This window comes from Bacillus cereus group sp. BfR-BA-01331 (assembly GCF_022663915.1).
GTDB classification, from domain to species: Bacteria; Bacillota; Bacilli; order Bacillales; family Bacillaceae_G; genus Bacillus_A; species Bacillus_A mycoides.
On sequence record NZ_JAKUGJ010000003.1, the window covers coordinates 294,230 to 311,598 of the forward strand.

Here is a 17,369-nt window from a genome sequence, read left to right on the forward strand (position 1 = left end):
GTCGTGTATAACGACAGCCTTTTAATTTTTTTCTGCAAAAGAAGTAATGCTATGTAGTAAAAAAGAAATTATTTTAGAATTCCATCTGTCCTCATGATGAATGGTATAAATATTACGCTGAAATTCAAAATCAGGGATCGGTATATAGCATAGCTCATTTCGTTGTACTTCTTGCTCAATAGCAAGTTTTGAAATAAAGGCAACCCCATTACCATATTTTAAAATTTGTTTCATCGTTTCTAATGAATCTAGTTCAATTTCTGATTGGAATGTAATGTTATGTTCTAACGTCCATTGTGTAAGTAAATCTCTCGTTGTAGATGGATTACGATGCAATAATATACGTTCTTTTTCGATATCTTGTAATGATACATTTGTTCTTTTAGAAAGATGATGTTCTTTGGAAAAGGCAAGAACAAGTGTATCAGGCATTACATTCATTTGTTTTAGAAGTGGTTCGTCAAACGGTGCCGCAGAAATTACCCCGAGATCAATTTCATGATTTTGTAGCATCGTTCGAATTTCAGGAGCTGTTTTTACTATGAGTGTTATTTTTATATTTGGAAATTCGCATTGAAATTGGTGAACAACTTCTGGTAAAAGATAAGTCGCTGGTACATAACTAGCACCAATTGTTATAGCGCCTTTATTAAAATCTTTAAACTCTTGTGTGACCCGCCTAGCTTCTTTCATAAGTGCATCTATTTTACAAGCATAATGATGCAACGCCTCACCAGCTTCTGTTAAGAAATACCTTCCAGAACGTAATTCAAATAAAGGTACACCAAGTTCCTCTTCTAAGCTTTTTATATGAAACGTAATAGTAGGTTGTTTAACACCAAGTTTTTCTGCAACGATAGTAAGCTTTTTGTATTTCTTAATAAGCACTACAATTTCTAATTTTAAGAGATTCATGATAAGTTGGCCCCTTTTTCTTCTAACTATAGAAAAAATCTATAGAAATAAATAGTTTATTAGAGATTTTTTAATTTAATCTTTACAGTACATTAACATTCAGTATAAAACTTCCAGATAGAATGAAAGCAGGTTAAGAATGAGGGGAGAGAGGTGAAACGATGGATATTAAAATTCATGGATTAGAAAAGGCATTTGGGAAAACACAGGCGTTAAAGCCGTTACAGATTGTAATGAAAAAAGGGGAATTCACCACACTTTTAGGACCTTCAGGATGCGGGAAAACGACTTTACTTAGAATGATTGCAGGGCTTGAGGAACCGGATAAAGGTGAAATATATTTTGGAGATAAGTGCATGTATTCTTCTGCTAAAAAGATAAAAACATCTCCTCATGAACGGAATATCGGCATGGTATTTCAAGATTTTGCTTTATGGCCGCATATGACTGTATTTGAAAATGTTGCATTTGGTTTAAGGGCTACAAAGCAAACGAATCAATTAAGAGAAAAGGTAGAAGATGCGATAAAGCGAGTTCGTTTGCAAGGTATGGAGAAAAGATATCCGCATGAACTCTCAGGTGGACAGCAGCAACGTGTCGCATTTGCTAGAGCAATTGTAACGAAACCTCATTTTATTTTGTTCGATGAACCGTTAAGTGCACTCGATGCAATTTTGCGAGAAGAAATGCGATTAGAACTTATGGACATCGTTCATTCAATTGGTTTAACGGCATTGTATGTAACACATGATCAAACAGAAGCTATGTCAATGTCAGACCAAATTATTGTCATGAAGCAGGGTGAAGTATTACAAAAAGGAACACCAGAAGACATTTATGTGAAACCGTCTCATGAATTTGTTGCAAAATTTGTTGGTAAGGCAAATTGGCTTGTAGAGGGGAAAAAAATGATTCGTCCAGAGCATGTGAGCTGGACAAAAAATGACTTATGCGAAATGTATACAGGTGAAGTTCAGCACGTTACATATGTAGGAGAACGTTATGAAGTGAAAGTAAACATGGGGACACTCGGTGTATGGACAGCTTATCACAATAGTAAGCTAAGCGTTGGTAAACCGGTATCGTTATATGTACCAAAAAAATGTATTCATCATATAGGGGGAGAATCGTATGAAGAAATTCAGTTCGCTTAAGTCTTTATTTGTATGTACTTTACTATTTTCTGCTGTAGTAACAGGTTGTAGCTCAAAGACAGGCAGTGTAGATGCAAAAAATAAAAACGCTAATGAAAAGAAAATCGTTGTATATAGTGCAGGACCAAAAGGATTAGCAGAAAAAATTCAAAAGGACTTTGAAAAGAAAACAGGGATAAAAGTAGAAATGTTTCAAGGAACAACAGGTAAGATTTTAGCAAGAATGGAGGCTGAAAAGAAAAATCCAGTCGTTGACGTTGTCGTACTTGCTTCTTTACCAGCGATGGAAGGATTAAAAAAAGATGGGCAAACGTTAGCTTATAAAGAAGCAAAACAAGCTGATAAGCTTCGTTCTGAATGGTCGGATGATAAAGGACATTATTTTGGATATAGTGCTTCAGCATTAGGAATTGTGTATAACACAAAAAATGTGAAGACAGCACCTGAAGATTGGAGCGATATAACGAAAGGAGAATGGAAAGGGAAAGTGAATCTTCCAGATCCAGCACTTTCAGGTTCAGCTTTAGACTTTGTAACAGGATATGTGAAAAAGAATGGACAAGATGGATGGAATTTATTTGAACAGCTTAAGAAAAATGAAGTTACAGTAGCTGGGGCAAACCAAGAAGCGTTAGACCCAGTTGTAACAGGTGCGAAAGATATGGTAATTGCGGGTGTTGACTATATGACGTACAGTGCAAAAGCAAAGGGTGAACCGGTTGATATCGTATATCCAAAAAGCGGAACAGTCATTAGTCCACGTGCAGCAGGCATTATGAAGGATAGTAAAAATGTAGAAGGTGCAAAAGAGTTTATTGATTATTTATTATCAGATGATGTGCAAAAACAAGTTTCTAAAGCGTATTTGTTGCCAGGTAGAAAAGATATAAAAGCTGAAAATAGACCGAATGTAGAAGAGATTCCAGTATTAAATATTGATTGGAAAACAGTTGAGAAAGAACAAGATGAAATAGCAAAACAATTTAAGAAAGTATTTCAATAAGATGGTGATTACATGGTAAATCGATTCGTATCAGTAAGACAAGTTGGAATGACAGTAGCGTTGTTACTTGTGGCGATGTTAATCGTCATTCCGCTTTTTCTCATTTTATTTTCTAGTGTATATGAAAATAGCAGTTGGAATTTTTTAAAGCCTTTTGAAGTCATGCAGAGTGGTGGATTAGCTGGGATTTTTCTAAATTCGATGCTTCTAGGTGTACTCGTTGTAATAGGAGCTACAATATTTGCGTTTCCATTGGCGTTCATTATGAGCAAAACAGATGTAGGAAAGTATAGTAAGTTAGATATTGTTTTTATGATCCCATTTATGACCCCGCCCTATATCGGATCGATGGGATGGATTTTGTTCATGCAACCTAACGGTTATTTTGAACAATTTTTTCCGGCTTTAAAGCCGATTTCATCATCGTTTTTTAGTTTAGGCGGTATGGTTTTAATTATGAGTCTGCATTTATTCCCATTCCTTTACTTCATGTTGAAAAACACGTTACTTCAGATTGGGAGTAGTAAAGAAGAAGCAGCAGCAGTTCATGGTGGAAGTTTTTTCTATCGTTTAAGAAAAATAATACTACCGTTATTGTTATCAAGTTATGTAATGGGTGCTTTACTCATTTTCGTAAAGACGATTGCTGAATTTGGAACACCAGCTACATTCGGACGTAGAATAGGATTCCATGTGTTAACATCTGAGATTCATAAATTTATCTCTAGTTGGCCGATTGATTTTGGCAGTGCCACAGCACTATCTTCTTTATTACTTAGTGCGTGTATGCTCATTTGGTATATGCAAAATGTATTGAATCGAAAGTATACATATGCAATGGTTAGTGGAAAAGGTGTGAAATCTAAAAGGTATACTTTGTCTATATTTGCGCGCGTTATAGCATGGGTTTATGTAATTGGCTTACTAATAGTAGCAATTGGAATCCCATACTTTTCTATACTTATTGCTTCTTTGTCGAAGTTAAGAGGCGGTGGCTTACATTTTAATAACTTTACAACAAGCCATTATGAAGCATTATTTACAATTGGTTCTCCGGGATTAGAAGCTTTATGGAACAGTTTTCTTTTTTCACTCGTAACGGCGATTGTTGCTGTAATTATTGGCGTATTTTTGGCGCTTATGATTCGAAAGGGGAAAAAGTCCTCTGAAAAATGGCTTGATATGTGCGGCATGTTACCGAATATGGTACCAGGAATAGTGATGGTTGTAGGGCTTATTTTATTTTGGAATTCACCCTATATGCCTATGTCAATTTACAATACACCAGTCATGGTTATCGTAACGTATGTTGTTCTCTTTTTACCTTATACGGTGCAGTATGTAAAAGCATCGCTCGGACAAATTGATGATTCTCTTGTACAGGCAGGAAGTATTTTTTCTGGGAATTATATTTATATTTTTAGAAAAATAATATTGCCGCTTATTATTCCAGGAATTCTTGCTGGATGGGCGATGACATTTACGATTTCGATAAGAGAGTTAGTAGCATCGCTTCTCGTACTACCTCCATCAGTAGAAACGTCAGCAACGTTTATTTTTGCTCAATTTGAACAAGGAGAAGTATCTATAGGAATGGCAATGGCTGTTGTTTCTGTTGGGCTTACAACAATGTGCTTATTACTTCTGCAACATATGGAGCAAAAACGAAAAGGGGTAGCATGATGAGGATGGAAGTATGGGGAGGAGCGGGAGAATACGGTCGTTCCTGCTATTTTGTAAAAAATAAAGAGACAAAAATAGTATTTGATTGTGGTATTAATCGATCATATGAGGATAGTTATCCTAAAATAGAAAGAGAAGTTGTTCCATTTTTGGATGCAGTATTTTTATCACATATTCATGAAGACCATACGATGGGTTTACCTTTATTGACGAAGTATGGATATAAGAAAAAAATTTGGACGACTCGTTATACGAAGGAGCAACTTCCAGCTTATTTTGAAAAATGGGGAAACTACAATCTTTCAAAAGGGTGGAATTTACCTTATAACGATCAAAATATTAAAGATCTAAATTATGTATGTATTGATGAGATTAGTAATCCAAATGAATGGATACAGATTACACCAACGTTGCGGTTTCAATGGGGGTATAGTGGGCATGTATTAGGAGCTGTTTGGTTTTTAGTGGATATGTGTAATACATACGTATTTTATTCTGGTGATTATTCAGCAGAATCTAATATACTACGAGCTAATTTACCTGAAAATTTGCGAAGCGATATAAAAATTGCAATTGTAGATGCCGCTTATCACACTGATGATGTTTCGCAAAATGAACGAGTGGACGAATTATGTGCAGAAATTGAACGAGTTGCGCACAATAAAGGAATAGCATTACTACCACTACCTCCACTTGGTAGGGCGCAAGATATAGTATTGTATTTATATGAACGATATAAAGAGTTTCCGCTTATAGTAGATAAAGAAATTTTGGTTGGTTTTGAAGAAATGTTCATATATAAAGATTGGCTAAAAAATAATGAAAAACTTGAACGAGTTGTGGAGAGTTTAAAAAGAAACATAATAGTTATGGATAATGACATTTGTATGCAAAATAGTTACGGAATAGTTGTAATGAGTGATGCGAATATGCAAACGAAACGAGCACAGTTGTATTATGAACAGCTTCGGCATGAAGAACGAAATTCTATTATCTTTACTGGACATATTGCTAAAGGAAGTTTTGCAGACAAAGTTTTGAAAGAACGTGCAGGTAAAGAATGTAGGGTGAAGCGAGTTCCATATAAAGTTCACCAAAGTATAAGAGATGTGAAAGAGATGTTAAATACATTATTACCAGAACATACGGTGTTAGTACACGCTTTGAAAGAGGATACGGATCGATTGCAGGAAAAGCTTAGCATAGCAGGATATGAAAATGTGTATTCACTTGCAATGGAATGTGTAGAAGTCATATAAAATGTAAAGGAGATTGGTATATGAAAAAAGTATTTGTATTCGTAAGTATTTTCTTTTGTTGTTTCCTTTATAACGTTAAGGAAAGTTTTGCTGCTAGTCCAATGAAACCTAGTTTTGAAGTGAAGTTATTATTAAAGCCAGAACAAGTATTAGGTTATAACAAAGAGATGAAGCAAGAGGTACTAGAACATTTCCAGGCTGGTACAAATTATGAAAGAATACAAGTGCAATTTTTAGATACAGCGAATAAAAGTTTAAGTAATGAAGGTTGGTTTGCAAGGATTCGAAAGAAAGAATTTAGTAAAGATTTTGAGCTAACATATAAAAAGAGATACCCGATTCAAAATGTTATGATTCAAGATGCATTAGAAGTAGCTAAGAAGGATGGATTTGATAGTAAAACTGATAACTATGAGGCAGAAATAGATTGGGGATTTGAGAAGAAAACATTAAGTATTTCAAATAAGAAAAGTTACAGTGCTAAAGGATATGGGGTACTTGATTTACCAAATGAACAAGCTGCTCAAAATATGTTAATAGAAAAGTTGCCAGGGAAAATGAACAAATGGTTGTATACGAATTGGGGAGAAGAGATGCTGAAGGATTCTCACATTTATGGTCCTGTATTAATGAAACGGTATACAGGTGAATTTGAAAATATAAAAACGAATATTGAAATTTGGCCATTAAGTAATACCGGGAAAATAGAAGATGACTTCGTAATAGAAGTGTCGTTTAAAACAACTGAGGAAAGTATCGCGACAAAACAAAGAGAATTATTAATGGCGAGTATAGAGAAAAAAGGATGGTTGTTACCGAAAGATAGTTTGAAGACAGAGCTTATTTTTCAGTAAATAGGAAAGAAGGAATCCATGTGCCATGGATTCCTTCTTCTAATATATGAGTATTAAGCTAAATCAGCTGATACGAGCATATCATTATTTTGAAGGTTTTTAGAGCGTAAACTATAAGCAACTACCTTCTTTTTATGTTGTTTTACTACATCAACATGCTCTTCATGACTATAAATATAAAATGTAAAATCTTTTTTGCCACGTTTTGCATTGATAATTAAAGGAGTGCCTTCATTGTGTGGTGGTGCATAATAGCGATCTAAAAATAATCCTTCGTTAAAATCATGAATAATTTTGGATTTCTTTTCGCCTTCTAAGTTATTTCCATTGATTGTAACAGTCACATTCTCTTCTTCAAGTTGTGGATGTGTTTCGTACTTGCTAATAATGGATTCAATAGCAGAGTTAGGAAGGCTAGAAACAATAATTTTAAATGCTCCAAATACAACTAACATTACAATAAACCAAGTCGTCATAGTATTTCATCCCCTTTATCCCACAGTAACGGTCCGTAAAATCCTGGTTGGTGCGGGCTAATAATCAGTGTGGGATAGATACCCCGTACTGACTAAAATTTCACTTTATCCTATTTAACAATATAACTCATGTGGCAATAGTACATATGGTGAAGTTTTGTATAATTTGTGAAAAATATTCCATTTTTATGAACGAAATATTAGAAAAATCAATTTTGTTACAAAAAGTTGAAATCGAAGTATTTTAAAAGAAAAAGGTTTATAATAAAAATATAACTAATAACAACATTACTAATTATAAGGAAGTGTAACTATGAGTACTGTAACAATCGTATATGGTATTATTCTTTCTACAATTATTGTTTTATTTATTGTCGGGGTATCGCGTTATATTCATAAGTGGAAAGAAGGAGTTGCGAAATTAAATCACATTGAAGAAGAACTTAGTGATTTAATGTTACATCATGGTAAGTAAAAAGTTTATTTTTTAACTAAATAATGTGAAAAAAATCACAAAACATGCTCTCATCATGAAGGCATGTTTTTTTGTTATGTTGTTAATAGGCACATTTATAAAATTTCCCCATACGATACAGTGTAAAATCAGAAATGTTCGGAGCGGGAAAGAGGGATTGAATGAGTAATTCAGGTTATGTTACAGATAATAAAAATTTAAAGAAAAGCTCAGGAACGCCAAATCTTTTCTTTGATTCGAGAAAAAATGTCTTTTTTAAAAGAGATGAGAAAAACGTTGCATATGAAGTTACCTCAACGCAGTTACCTGCGTTGATAGGAGGGGCGTTTGTTGATTTATTTATGACGAAAGGGCATATGCGGGAACCACATTGGCATCCGAATGCGTGGGAATTAGATGTTGTTGTATCAGGAGAAGCAGTTACATCCATTTTAAATCCCGAAACGAATCAATTGCAAAATTATCATGTGAAAGCGGGGCAAACTGTCTTTATTCCAATGGGATGGTGGCATTGGATTACAGCGGTAACAGAAGAAGTACAATTACATTTGTTCTTTAATAACGATCAGTTTGAAACAGCAGAGGGATCAGACATACTTAGATTAACACCGCCAGAAGTATTTCAAGCTGCATACGGTGTAAGTGCAGAAAAATTAGGAAAGGACCTTTCGCCAATTAAGGAGTCAGTTGTAATTGGTCCTCCTAACTCAAATCGACTAAATAGCGTAAAAGAAAGTGACGACTCAAATATAGTTGTTACGTTAAATGGACAAATAACATCATGTGAAATAGAGTAACTCTTTCTTTTTTTAGGAAGAGTTACTCTGTTTTGTATAATTTTGTATTTTCATTCGTTATAATTATTATATAGAAGAGAATTTATAGAGGGGGCATATTGTGAACATATTAAAGATTATAGGAATTGTTGCAGGAGTCATTATAGTAGCCGTTATAGCTTTCTTTTTTATTATGAAGTACTATTTGTCAAAAGAAGATCCTGATTACGTATTAAACTACATAAAAGAACATAAAGGTGATGAAACATGTTCATTACTTATTAGAAAAAACGGTGAAGTAGTAACATCTGTAAATGAAAATAAAAAATTACCATTAGCGAGTACGGCAAAAATCGTAATAGCAGTTGAATTTGCTAAGCAAGTGTCAGAAGGAAAAATAAGTCGAGATGAACAAATTTCATTGCAGGATTTAGAAAAATATTATGTTAAAAACACGGATGGTGGAGCGCATCCTGACTGGTTAGAAGATTCAAAAGTGAGAGAGTTAGTGCAAAATGGACAGATTGCTTTAGAAGAAGTGGCTAAAGGGATGATTCATTATAGTTCTAATGCGAATACAACATATTTGTTAGATAAGCTTGGAATAGAAAGAGTAAATGATAGTTTAAAAGAGTTAGAACTTACTAGTCATGACAAGTTCTCTTCGTATACTGCTTCACTATATATGAGAGGGTATGTAGAAAAAGAGCTTAATGAGCCAGAAAATCAATCGTTAGAAATGATACGTAACATGTCTAATGATGAATATAATAAACACGTGTTACAAATACATGAATGGATGAAAGATGAAAGTGAATGGAAGAAACGTGATATACCATTAAAAATAGATATGGAATTTCAGCGTATTTGGTCAGATCGATTAGTGAGTGCAAATGCTAAAGATTATTTGAGTTTAATGGAAAAGATAAATAGTAGAAATTATTTTCCAAAATCAATGCAAGATGAAATTGATAATGTTTTTAAAGGAACAGTTGAAAATAGTAAGTTGGAATATGCTGGTCAAAAAGGTGGTTCTACCGAATTCGTATTGACAAAAAGTTTGTATACTACAGATAAGAAAGGGAATAAGGTAGAAGTTGTAATTATGTTTAACGATATAGAAGATCAAGTTGCATATCAAAAGCTGAGAAATAATATAGATTATTTTATTCAAGATGCTATAACAGATGAAGAATTCAGAAGAAAGTTATAATAGAATAATTTTATTGTGTAAACAAAAGAGCGCTTTTTAAAAGGCGCTCTTTTCTATTCATGATACAGGATTTCCTATTTACTGCATGGAATATAGATTGAAACTAAGAAAGGAAGTTGAATAATGACTACAGTATATTTCGTTCGCCACGCTCACTCTACATATACAAAGGAAGAAAGGGAACGTCCCTTATCTGAAGAAGGAGAGATTGATGCAGGTAATGTAACAAGTTTGTTAAAGGATAAAAACATTGATGATGTTATTTCTAGCCCGTATAAAAGGGCGATTCAAACCGTGCAAGGAATTGCGAATACATATAATTTATCAATACAGCTGGAAGAAGATTTACGAGAAAGGTTATTAAGTAAAGAGCCAGTAGAAGATTTTAATGATGTTATCCAGAAAGTGTGGGAAGACTGGACTTTTGCATACGAAGGCGGAGAATCAAATGATGTAGCACAAAGACGCGCTGTAATATGTATGCAAAGTATATTAAGAAAATATAAAGGTAAGAATATTGTAATAGGTACTCATGGAAATATTATGGTATTACTAATGAATTATTTTGATTCGAAATATGATTTTCAGTTTTGGAAAACCCTTCATATGCCTGATGTGTATAAATTAACTTTTGATAATAATCGTTTCATTTCTGCTGAAAGAGTAGAGAAAACAGGTCATCGGATAAACATTTTGTAAAAGTTTATCAAAAAAAGAGGAAAGAGAGAAAGTATTGTAGAAGTATGACTTTGTAACATAAAAAATATTGGTTAAAGGAGGCTGTTTACATGTTTGAGAAAGAGAAAGAAGGGCTTATTGAAGTTCACAACGTATATGAAATCGCACCAGCAGATGGAGCAATTATAGGTATGGCAACGGAAGAAGAAATGGAGATTGCTGCTGAACTAGAGTTACAGTACTATGCCCATTCTCGTTTATTAGAAGCAAATATTCAGTTAGACGGTTCCTCCTATAAAGAGTTACTTCAGGAGTTCCAGGAGTACGAAAGAAAATCAATGAACTTTTGGAGAGCAATACATAAACGTTTAGCTGTGCCATGGGCATGGGTACTACGTATTGATGTTGCGAACGGTCCTATATATGTAAGCAATGGGAGTTCGTATTATGAAGAAGTCGATGATGAAGAAGACTATGAATAGATAAGTAAGGAAGCAGCTTTAGTTGCTTCCTTTTTTTATTTACAATAAGTGAATGGCTTCAATGATAGCATCTGGACGATCGTTTTCTATCCCGTGACTAGCATGTTCAGCCAAAATGTATTGGCTGTTTATTGAGAGATTTAATTGTTCACGAATAAGTTCTTGCCACATATCTTCAAGTTGTGTAGCTTCTTCTTTTGGCATACCGCCCTCAATTAATTGAGCAATAGAATATTGAGGATCTCTACCGATAACAATTAATGGTATTTCTAATGTTTTATGTTGTTTTTTTATTGAGCGAGCACAATTTTTCCACTCGGACAGTTCAGAAGCTGTCGCTTTATATAATGAAGGAGAGGTAGAAAATTTGATATGCTGTTTTGTTGTATTGACGAGCATAGATTTTAGTTCATTATAAAGTGCGTCTGCATCCATGTTGGAGTAAGTATGATATTTTTGTAGCCACATATCATCAGAATCAGTTTGATCAGAAACTGGTAAATGAAGCTCATCTAATCGGTGTAAGTTCATGGAAGTAGAATCAACTAAAAGAAGTGCTTGCAGCCTATCTTCATGTAACATTGCAAAATGTTGTGCACATAACCCTCCATAGGAATGGCCGATTAGAATGATTGGCTCGTGAATATGGAGTTTGTTTAGTAACATATGTAGTTCCTTTGTAACTTGCCTTGCTGTACGTGGAGTATTTCCTAGCGCACTTTTTCCGTAACCTGGGCGATGGTATGAAACAACTGTAAAGTGTTGTGAAAGCTCTTCTATAATAGGGAGCCAATCATAAAATGAGCAAGTCATTCCTGTTTGAATGACTACAGTTTGTTTACTGTTACCTCTTATATATACTTCTACAGTTTGTCCAAATATCTCTACTGATCTATTAATAGTAATTCCCCCTAAGCTTGAAATATTTTTTGGCAAGTAAAGACGATACACCAGGCACATATGCCGAAGAGTATAGATGTACTAAGTGAAAAGGAGTTCTTTAAACCGATATAAACAATAAATAATAGTAGTGCAGATGCAGGAAATCCATATAATACGCCTAAAGCGAATTGACTTAATTCTTGTTTACTCCCACCTTCGAAAGAAATCCAAAATAAACTAAGTAAACTAATAAGAGGAAGGGCTGCGATAAAGCCACCAAGCGTACTAAAATATTTGGCAAATTCGGTTACAGCCCCAATAATGAGGGCGGAGACGATGACCTTAACGAGGAAATGCATATTTTGCCTCCTTAGCTAATAACGAAAAGGCTTTTTCAATTAATTGTTGTTCTTCTTTTGATAACTGTGATTCTAATATTTTTATCTTTTCTTTATCTAGTAAAGTATGCTTTTCTAATACTTCAATGCCTTCTTTCGTTAAAGTAAGGTTTACAACTCTTTCATCGTGCTTGTTTCTTTCTTTTATAATAAATCCTTTTTGAATAAGGCGCTTTACGTGTTCAGATGATGTGTTATGAGAGAGACTAAGCTCAGTAGCAACTTTTCCAATTGTTATATCTTTCTCACGAGAAACGATTTGTAAAATACGAATAGCTTGGTGAGAAAGGTTGTCTTCATATTCATATCGTAAGTGATAATAAATACTTTCCCAATGTTGATTAATGTCTTTCATAATGATAAATCCTCCTATTTTTATATCGTATAGTAAGATATATTCGTTGATTCAGAAGTAAAATCCTTTTATTTTCATTAAAAATGTTGAAAAAGTTTATTTTTATTGAAATATAAGGTAATCTATGTGTAAAGGTATACATTTAGCAAGAGAGAGGATGATAGCTGTGAATACATTTAAATGGATTAGTCATGAAAAGATGTATGTAGATCAAATACATGTTGAAAAATGTGGTCCTCTTTCAGTCGGCGTATATGGAGGAAATCAAGAGAGTGATGCATATGAAAGAGGAGATGCAGTGCTAGCTTGGTGGGATCCGAAATTAGAATTTGAATTTGTTATGATTTTTGATACACATCATAAAACGAAAAATATACATTATATAATAGAAGCGATTTCAGAAAGAGAAGAAAAACTAAAAGAGTTATTTTCATACCCAATCCATTTAGCTTTTCATCATACACATATGTATTTATTAGCGTTATTTACAGATGAGCTCTTTATCGAGAAATGTGACCAAGATGATGAGGAACTTGCATGTTTAATTTGTTTACGAAAAGGCGAGTTCTTATATTGGCTATCAGTTGGTGATTGCTTCGCGTACTTATTCCATTCAGAGCAAACGAAAAATGGAAAAGGTAGGCTAAATAAGCGTAAGAACTATGAGTATATAGGAAGAAAAAATGTTTTTGCAGCGAATACACCTTGTTTTACATCAGGGGTAAGGGGATTAGAAAAAGGTCAGAATCACATTGTAATGGCAACGGATGGTATTTTAGAGTGTGATAAACTAAAGTTTGATGATGATCAATCTTTAGTAGAAATATTACACGACGGAAATAGCTTACAGATTGAGCCTGTATTAACAAATGTACTTCAGTGGAAAGGTAGAGATTGTGCCACTATTATTGGATGGTCCATCGATACTGAAAATAGACAATGTGCCAATTAATAAATGAAAGAGAGTTCAAGGGTTTTTGTCCTTGAACTCTTTTTTGTTAAGCAATATGAATATGATACGTTTTTAACCATTCATTTACTTGTAGCATATACTCCATAGCACTTCTTGCTTCAAAATTGGTAATCTCTTTGTTACTTTGATCAGCAATTGCAAGTAATATGGAATGGTTAATGAGTGAGAAAACAGGATTGTTTTTATTGCTGCACATATCAAGCGTTAAATTGCGGATTGTTTGTAAATAGTGTGGATCCTGTGAAGTAGGGTAAGCGCTTTTTCTTCTATTTCGCACATCGTCAGGTAAAGCCGGTTTCAGTGCTCTACGTAAAATACCTTTTTCAATATTATCAATACTTTTGACGTTAAAAGGTACGTTCCATAAATATTCAACTAATCTATAATCACAAAACGGTACACGAACTTCAAATCCGACAGCCATACTCATACGGTCTTTACGGTCGAGTAAGAACGGAAGGAATCGTGTTAAAAATAAATAAAACATTTGACGTTGTTTCGCGGATTTTTTACTTTCACCTTCAAGAGTAGGTACTTCAAGAGCAGCTTCATGGAATCGTTTATTAATATACTGCTCAGGATTACATTGAGTTGTTACGTCGTTTAATAATAGAGAAGATGTGTTTTTCCAGTTTGTTAACCACGGAAACTTATCTACATATAATAGTTCTTCTTGATGGAACCAAGGATATCCCCCGAATACTTCATCAGCAGATTCTCCAGATAAAGCTACGGTTGCATCTTTTTTCATTTCGCAAAATAGTAAATAAAGTGAAGTTTCCATTTCGCCAGCACTGGGTAAATCTTTCGCGTGAAGGGGAACGAATAAGTGATTTGCTAACTCTTCAGCATTCACAATAATGTCATGATGCGATGTCCCTACATGTTCAGAAACGCGTTTTACCCAAGGAGCATCTAAACCAGTACGAGCAAATGTCAGCTCGAAATCTTTGGCGCTATTTACAAAGTCAACGGAATACGTATGAAGTGTTTTATTTTCCGCTGCAAATTCTTTCCCCGCTAGTGCAGTAATACCGCTAGAATCTAATCCTCCTGATAACATACAGACGAGGGGAACATCGGCAATTAATTGTCTTTTTACTGTATCTTGTAAGATAGATAGAATATGAGAAGATGTGTCTTGGATAGAGTCTGTATGGATCTTACTTTCTAAATTCCAATACTTCTTAACTACTTTTTTATCACGTGTGAATGTTATAGAATGTCCAGCACGAACTTCTTGAATATGTTTAAAGACGCCACATCCTGGAGTTCGAAATAAGCCTAATCCAAATATTTCATTTATTCCATCCGCATCAATTTCAGCGGGAACAGATGGATGAGCTAATAACGCTTTTATTTCAGATCCGAAAATAATACTGTCATTTCTTTCCGTATAAAAGAGTGGCTTTACGCCTAAATGATCACGTGCTAAAAACAGTTGTTGCTTCTGATCATCCCATAAGGCGAAAGCGAAAATTCCGTTTAAATGTTGTACGCAGTCTTCTTTCCATTCTAAATAAGCATGTAGTAACACTTCTGTATCTGAATGAGTTTCAAATGCATGCCCACATTTTTGAAGCTGTTCTCTCAGCTCACGAAAATTATAAATTTCTCCATTATAAGTAAGAGCATACGTATAATCACCGGCACGGAATGTTTTTGGCTGCGTCCCGCCTTCTGGGTCAATAACAATTAAACGTCGGTGTGCAAAAGCCGCATGAGGTGAAAACCAAAATCCTTCAGCATCAGGACCGCGATGCTGAATACTATTCGCCATCTTTTCTAAAATAACATGTTCATTTGAAAGATCTTTCTTCCAATCTACCCAACCTGTAATTCCACACATACAAATCTCATCTCCTAATTTAAAATTATAAAAGTAGATTAATTAAATGAAATGTACACTAGGTTAAAGAGTGTCTGCATAAATAGTGTACTACACTAATTGAATTACAGACTTGAGAAAATTTTCTTCAAGCTTATATTTATATGAGACAATGGCTAAGGAAAAGTATTCCATTACATACAAAAAATAAAAAAAGATGAGAGAAAAAAATTTCCAAAACGTTATATAGGGTGTAAAAGCTTTTACAAAAAAATAAGGGGAATCGCTACATGAAATCAAATGAGAAAAATTTTATAAAAAGATTACAGCGGCAAAAAGAAGATGCGCTAGAATTTGTTGTCGATACATACTTACCACTCATAAAAGGAATTACGCACAAAGTACTTCTTCCAGTTCAAAATGATGGATTGATAGAGGAATGTGTAAATGATATATTTCTTTCCATTTGGAATAACGCAAATAAGTTTCATGGAGAGCCGAGTGATTTTAAAAAATGGATTGCAGCGATTGCAAAGTTTAAGGTGATTGATTATTACCGGAAAGCGACTAGAACAGTAGAAATTATTTCAGATGAGTTTCATATTAGTACAGAAAAATCGGCAGAAGATGAATTAATCGTTATGGAAGATAGGGAAGAGTTATTGAAGCTTATTAATCAATTAGAACCGTTAGATCAAAAGGTGTTCGTTATGAAATATCTCCTCGGCATGAAGACAGAGGAAATCGGGGACAAATTAGGGTTAACCAGGGCAGCGATAGATAATCGTGTGTACCGGGGAAAAAAGAAACTACAACAAAATGCTACGAATATTAGTTTTGGAGGTAGTGCAATATGAAAGACATTTATGAACTATTAAATGACATTGATATAGAGGAAAAAGAACTTGAGGAAATTGAGGCTTCTGAAATTGAAAAAGAAAAAGTAAAACGCAATGTAAAACAATCGATACGTACGAAGAAAAAGATGAAAAGTTGGAAAAAGGGTGTCGCTGCTGCATCTATTTTAGTAGGGTTATCAGTTGCAACGCTTGGTATTGGGTTCCCTACATATGCCGGGGGATTGCCAATTGTAGGTGACATATTCCGATTTTTAGATAATGGTAGAACAGGGGTACATGAAAATTATAAAGAGTTTTCGACTGAATTGAATATGACGAAAGAGAGTAATGGGGTTAAAGTTACAATTAATGATGCTGTGTTCGATGGTAGAACTGTAACGATAACGTATTCTATCGAAAGTGATAAAGATTTAGGAGAGCATCCGAGCATATTTGGTTCCCCACAGGTAAGCATGTCTAATGGTGCGGCAGGAAGTTCTAAAACTACGAAAGTAGGAGATAAAAAATATGTAGGTATGACTACAACAAGTGATCTTGGTAGTAAAAGAATGGACGTTGCAAATGTTAGATGGAATATGGAATCAATTAATATGTACGAAGAAAAAAAATCAATTAAAGGGAATTGGAATTTCGCACTTAGTTTAAAAGCAATGGATAGTAAGGAAGTAAAGCTCAATAGGGTTTCTGAAAATGAATTAATAAAAGTAAATATAGACAAAATGGAAGTAACCCCGATGTCCTTTATCGTTTTTTACAATCAAGAAGAATCTAAGGCATTACGAAGTATATGGGATAGCGCGGATGTGGAATTAGAAATAAAAGATGATTTAGGAAATAAATATGCAGGTGAAGGAAATGGAGGAACTGGTACAGTAGCAGAACCACATAAAAGTAGTTGGAGTGCTACATTCCAAAAGCTGAACGAAAATGCAACAAAGCTTATCGTTACACCTCGTGTGCACTTGCGAGTTCATACACCTGAAAATCATGGTGGAGTGGAATATGTGAATGGAAAAGAGAAGAAAATTGAAGTGCCGAAAAAAGAAGCGAAGAGTAAAGATATTGTTCTAGATGATATTGTAATTGATTTAAAGAAATAAAAAAG

General features: G+C 34.2%; 20 protein-coding genes. 14 read left to right on the plus strand and 6 right to left on the minus strand.

What is annotated here, in order from left to right; all coding sequences use genetic code 11:
- Positions 1-21: 21 nt before the first annotated feature.
- Positions 22-915: a LysR family transcriptional regulator gene (locus MR155_RS08260; RefSeq protein WP_002086428.1), complete on the minus strand. Its 894-nt coding sequence runs from the start codon at positions 913-915 to the stop codon at positions 22-24.
- Positions 916-1,076: 161 nt separating this feature from the next.
- Between MR155_RS08260 and MR155_RS08265 the strand changes: the two genes are divergently transcribed.
- The 5 genes from MR155_RS08265 to MR155_RS08285 are packed head-to-tail and all read left to right on the plus strand — an operon-like array spanning position 1,077 to position 6,868.
- Complete coding sequence (locus tag MR155_RS08265) at positions 1,077-2,069, plus strand: ABC transporter ATP-binding protein (RefSeq protein WP_002011954.1); 993 nt, start codon at positions 1,077-1,079, stop codon at positions 2,067-2,069.
- Positions 2,047-3,072: an ABC transporter substrate-binding protein gene (locus MR155_RS08270; RefSeq protein ID WP_002086426.1), complete on the plus strand. Its 1,026-nt coding sequence runs from the start codon at positions 2,047-2,049 to the stop codon at positions 3,070-3,072. The genes MR155_RS08265 and MR155_RS08270 overlap by 23 nt, the downstream gene beginning before the upstream one ends.
- Before the next feature lie 12 nt (positions 3,073-3,084).
- Entirely contained in the window at positions 3,085-4,755 is a 1,671-nt protein-coding gene (locus MR155_RS08275) for an ABC transporter permease (RefSeq protein WP_002031009.1), read from the plus strand.
- Positions 4,752-6,014, plus strand: a complete 1,263-nt coding sequence (locus tag MR155_RS08280; protein ID WP_242309189.1) for an MBL fold metallo-hydrolase — start codon at positions 4,752-4,754, stop codon at positions 6,012-6,014. The genes MR155_RS08275 and MR155_RS08280 overlap by 4 nt, the downstream gene beginning before the upstream one ends.
- Positions 6,015-6,034: 20 nt before the next feature.
- Positions 6,035-6,868, plus strand: coding sequence for a hypothetical protein (locus MR155_RS08285; RefSeq protein ID WP_242309191.1), 834 nt, complete (start codon positions 6,035-6,037; stop codon positions 6,866-6,868).
- A gap of 53 nt (positions 6,869-6,921) precedes the next feature.
- Here MR155_RS08285 and MR155_RS08290 read toward each other — a convergent pair whose 3' ends face one another.
- Positions 6,922-7,344: a YfmQ family protein gene (locus MR155_RS08290; protein WP_242309193.1), complete on the minus strand. Its 423-nt coding sequence runs from the start codon at positions 7,342-7,344 to the stop codon at positions 6,922-6,924.
- Between the two features lie 131 nt (positions 7,345-7,475).
- Here MR155_RS08290 and MR155_RS08295 point away from each other — a divergent pair, with 131 nt between their 5' ends.
- The 6 genes from MR155_RS08295 (at position 7,476) to MR155_RS08320 (ending at position 10,968) form a co-directional block, all read left to right on the plus strand.
- Positions 7,476-7,592 (plus strand): hypothetical protein, encoded by a 117-nt coding sequence (locus tag MR155_RS08295; protein WP_002031004.1) that lies wholly within the window; start codon positions 7,476-7,478, stop codon positions 7,590-7,592.
- 65 nt (positions 7,593-7,657) lie between these two features.
- Positions 7,658-7,819, plus strand: a complete 162-nt coding sequence (locus tag MR155_RS08300; RefSeq protein ID WP_000109008.1) for a hypothetical protein — start codon at positions 7,658-7,660, stop codon at positions 7,817-7,819.
- A gap of 161 nt (positions 7,820-7,980) precedes the next feature.
- Positions 7,981-8,616 (plus strand): cupin domain-containing protein, encoded by a 636-nt coding sequence (locus tag MR155_RS08305; protein WP_242309194.1) that lies wholly within the window; start codon positions 7,981-7,983, stop codon positions 8,614-8,616.
- 100 nt (positions 8,617-8,716) lie between these two features.
- Positions 8,717-9,808 (plus strand): serine hydrolase, encoded by a 1,092-nt coding sequence (locus MR155_RS08310; RefSeq protein WP_242309196.1) that lies wholly within the window; start codon positions 8,717-8,719, stop codon positions 9,806-9,808.
- Positions 9,809-9,931: 123 nt separating this feature from the next.
- Positions 9,932-10,507 (plus strand): histidine phosphatase family protein, encoded by a 576-nt coding sequence (locus tag MR155_RS08315; RefSeq protein WP_242309198.1) that lies wholly within the window; start codon positions 9,932-9,934, stop codon positions 10,505-10,507.
- An 89-nt stretch (positions 10,508-10,596) separates the two neighbouring features.
- Positions 10,597-10,968, plus strand: a complete 372-nt coding sequence (locus MR155_RS08320; protein ID WP_000461762.1) for a hypothetical protein — start codon at positions 10,597-10,599, stop codon at positions 10,966-10,968.
- A 39-nt stretch (positions 10,969-11,007) separates the two neighbouring features.
- Here the strand turns inward: MR155_RS08320 and MR155_RS08325 are convergent, their stop codons facing one another.
- From MR155_RS08325 to MR155_RS08335, 3 genes are read right to left on the minus strand one after another with little or no spacing between them, the layout of a single operon-like run.
- Complete coding sequence (locus tag MR155_RS08325; RefSeq protein ID WP_242309201.1) at positions 11,008-11,928, minus strand: alpha/beta fold hydrolase; 921 nt, start codon at positions 11,926-11,928, stop codon at positions 11,008-11,010.
- Positions 11,880-12,209: a DUF3147 family protein gene (locus MR155_RS08330; RefSeq protein ID WP_113938054.1), complete on the minus strand. Its 330-nt coding sequence runs from the start codon at positions 12,207-12,209 to the stop codon at positions 11,880-11,882. Before MR155_RS08330 ends, MR155_RS08325 begins: the two co-directional genes overlap by 49 nt.
- Complete coding sequence (locus MR155_RS08335; RefSeq protein WP_242309203.1) at positions 12,193-12,603, minus strand: MarR family winged helix-turn-helix transcriptional regulator; 411 nt, start codon at positions 12,601-12,603, stop codon at positions 12,193-12,195. Before MR155_RS08335 ends, MR155_RS08330 begins: the two co-directional genes overlap by 17 nt.
- Positions 12,604-12,727: 124 nt before the next feature.
- Here MR155_RS08335 and MR155_RS08340 point away from each other — a divergent pair, with 124 nt between their 5' ends.
- The gene (locus MR155_RS08340; protein WP_242309205.1) at positions 12,728-13,555 is read left to right on the plus strand and encodes a PP2C family serine/threonine-protein phosphatase; all 828 of its coding nucleotides are present in this window, start codon (positions 12,728-12,730) and stop codon (positions 13,553-13,555) included.
- Positions 13,556-13,601: 46 nt separating this feature from the next.
- Here the strand turns inward: MR155_RS08340 and asnB are convergent, their stop codons facing one another.
- Entirely contained in the window at positions 13,602-15,425 is a 1,824-nt protein-coding gene (asnB, locus tag MR155_RS08345) for an asparagine synthase (glutamine-hydrolyzing) (RefSeq protein ID WP_242309207.1), read from the minus strand.
- A 269-nt stretch (positions 15,426-15,694) separates the two neighbouring features.
- Between asnB and MR155_RS08350 the strand changes: the two genes are divergently transcribed.
- A complete protein-coding gene (locus tag MR155_RS08350; RefSeq protein WP_242309209.1) occupies positions 15,695-16,261 on the plus strand; it encodes a sigma-70 family RNA polymerase sigma factor in 567 nt (188 codons plus the stop codon).
- The gene (locus MR155_RS08355) at positions 16,258-17,364 is read left to right on the plus strand and encodes a DUF4179 domain-containing protein (protein WP_242309211.1); all 1,107 of its coding nucleotides are present in this window, start codon (positions 16,258-16,260) and stop codon (positions 17,362-17,364) included. The genes MR155_RS08350 and MR155_RS08355 overlap by 4 nt, the downstream gene beginning before the upstream one ends.
- The last annotated feature ends 5 nt before the right edge of the window (positions 17,365-17,369 follow it).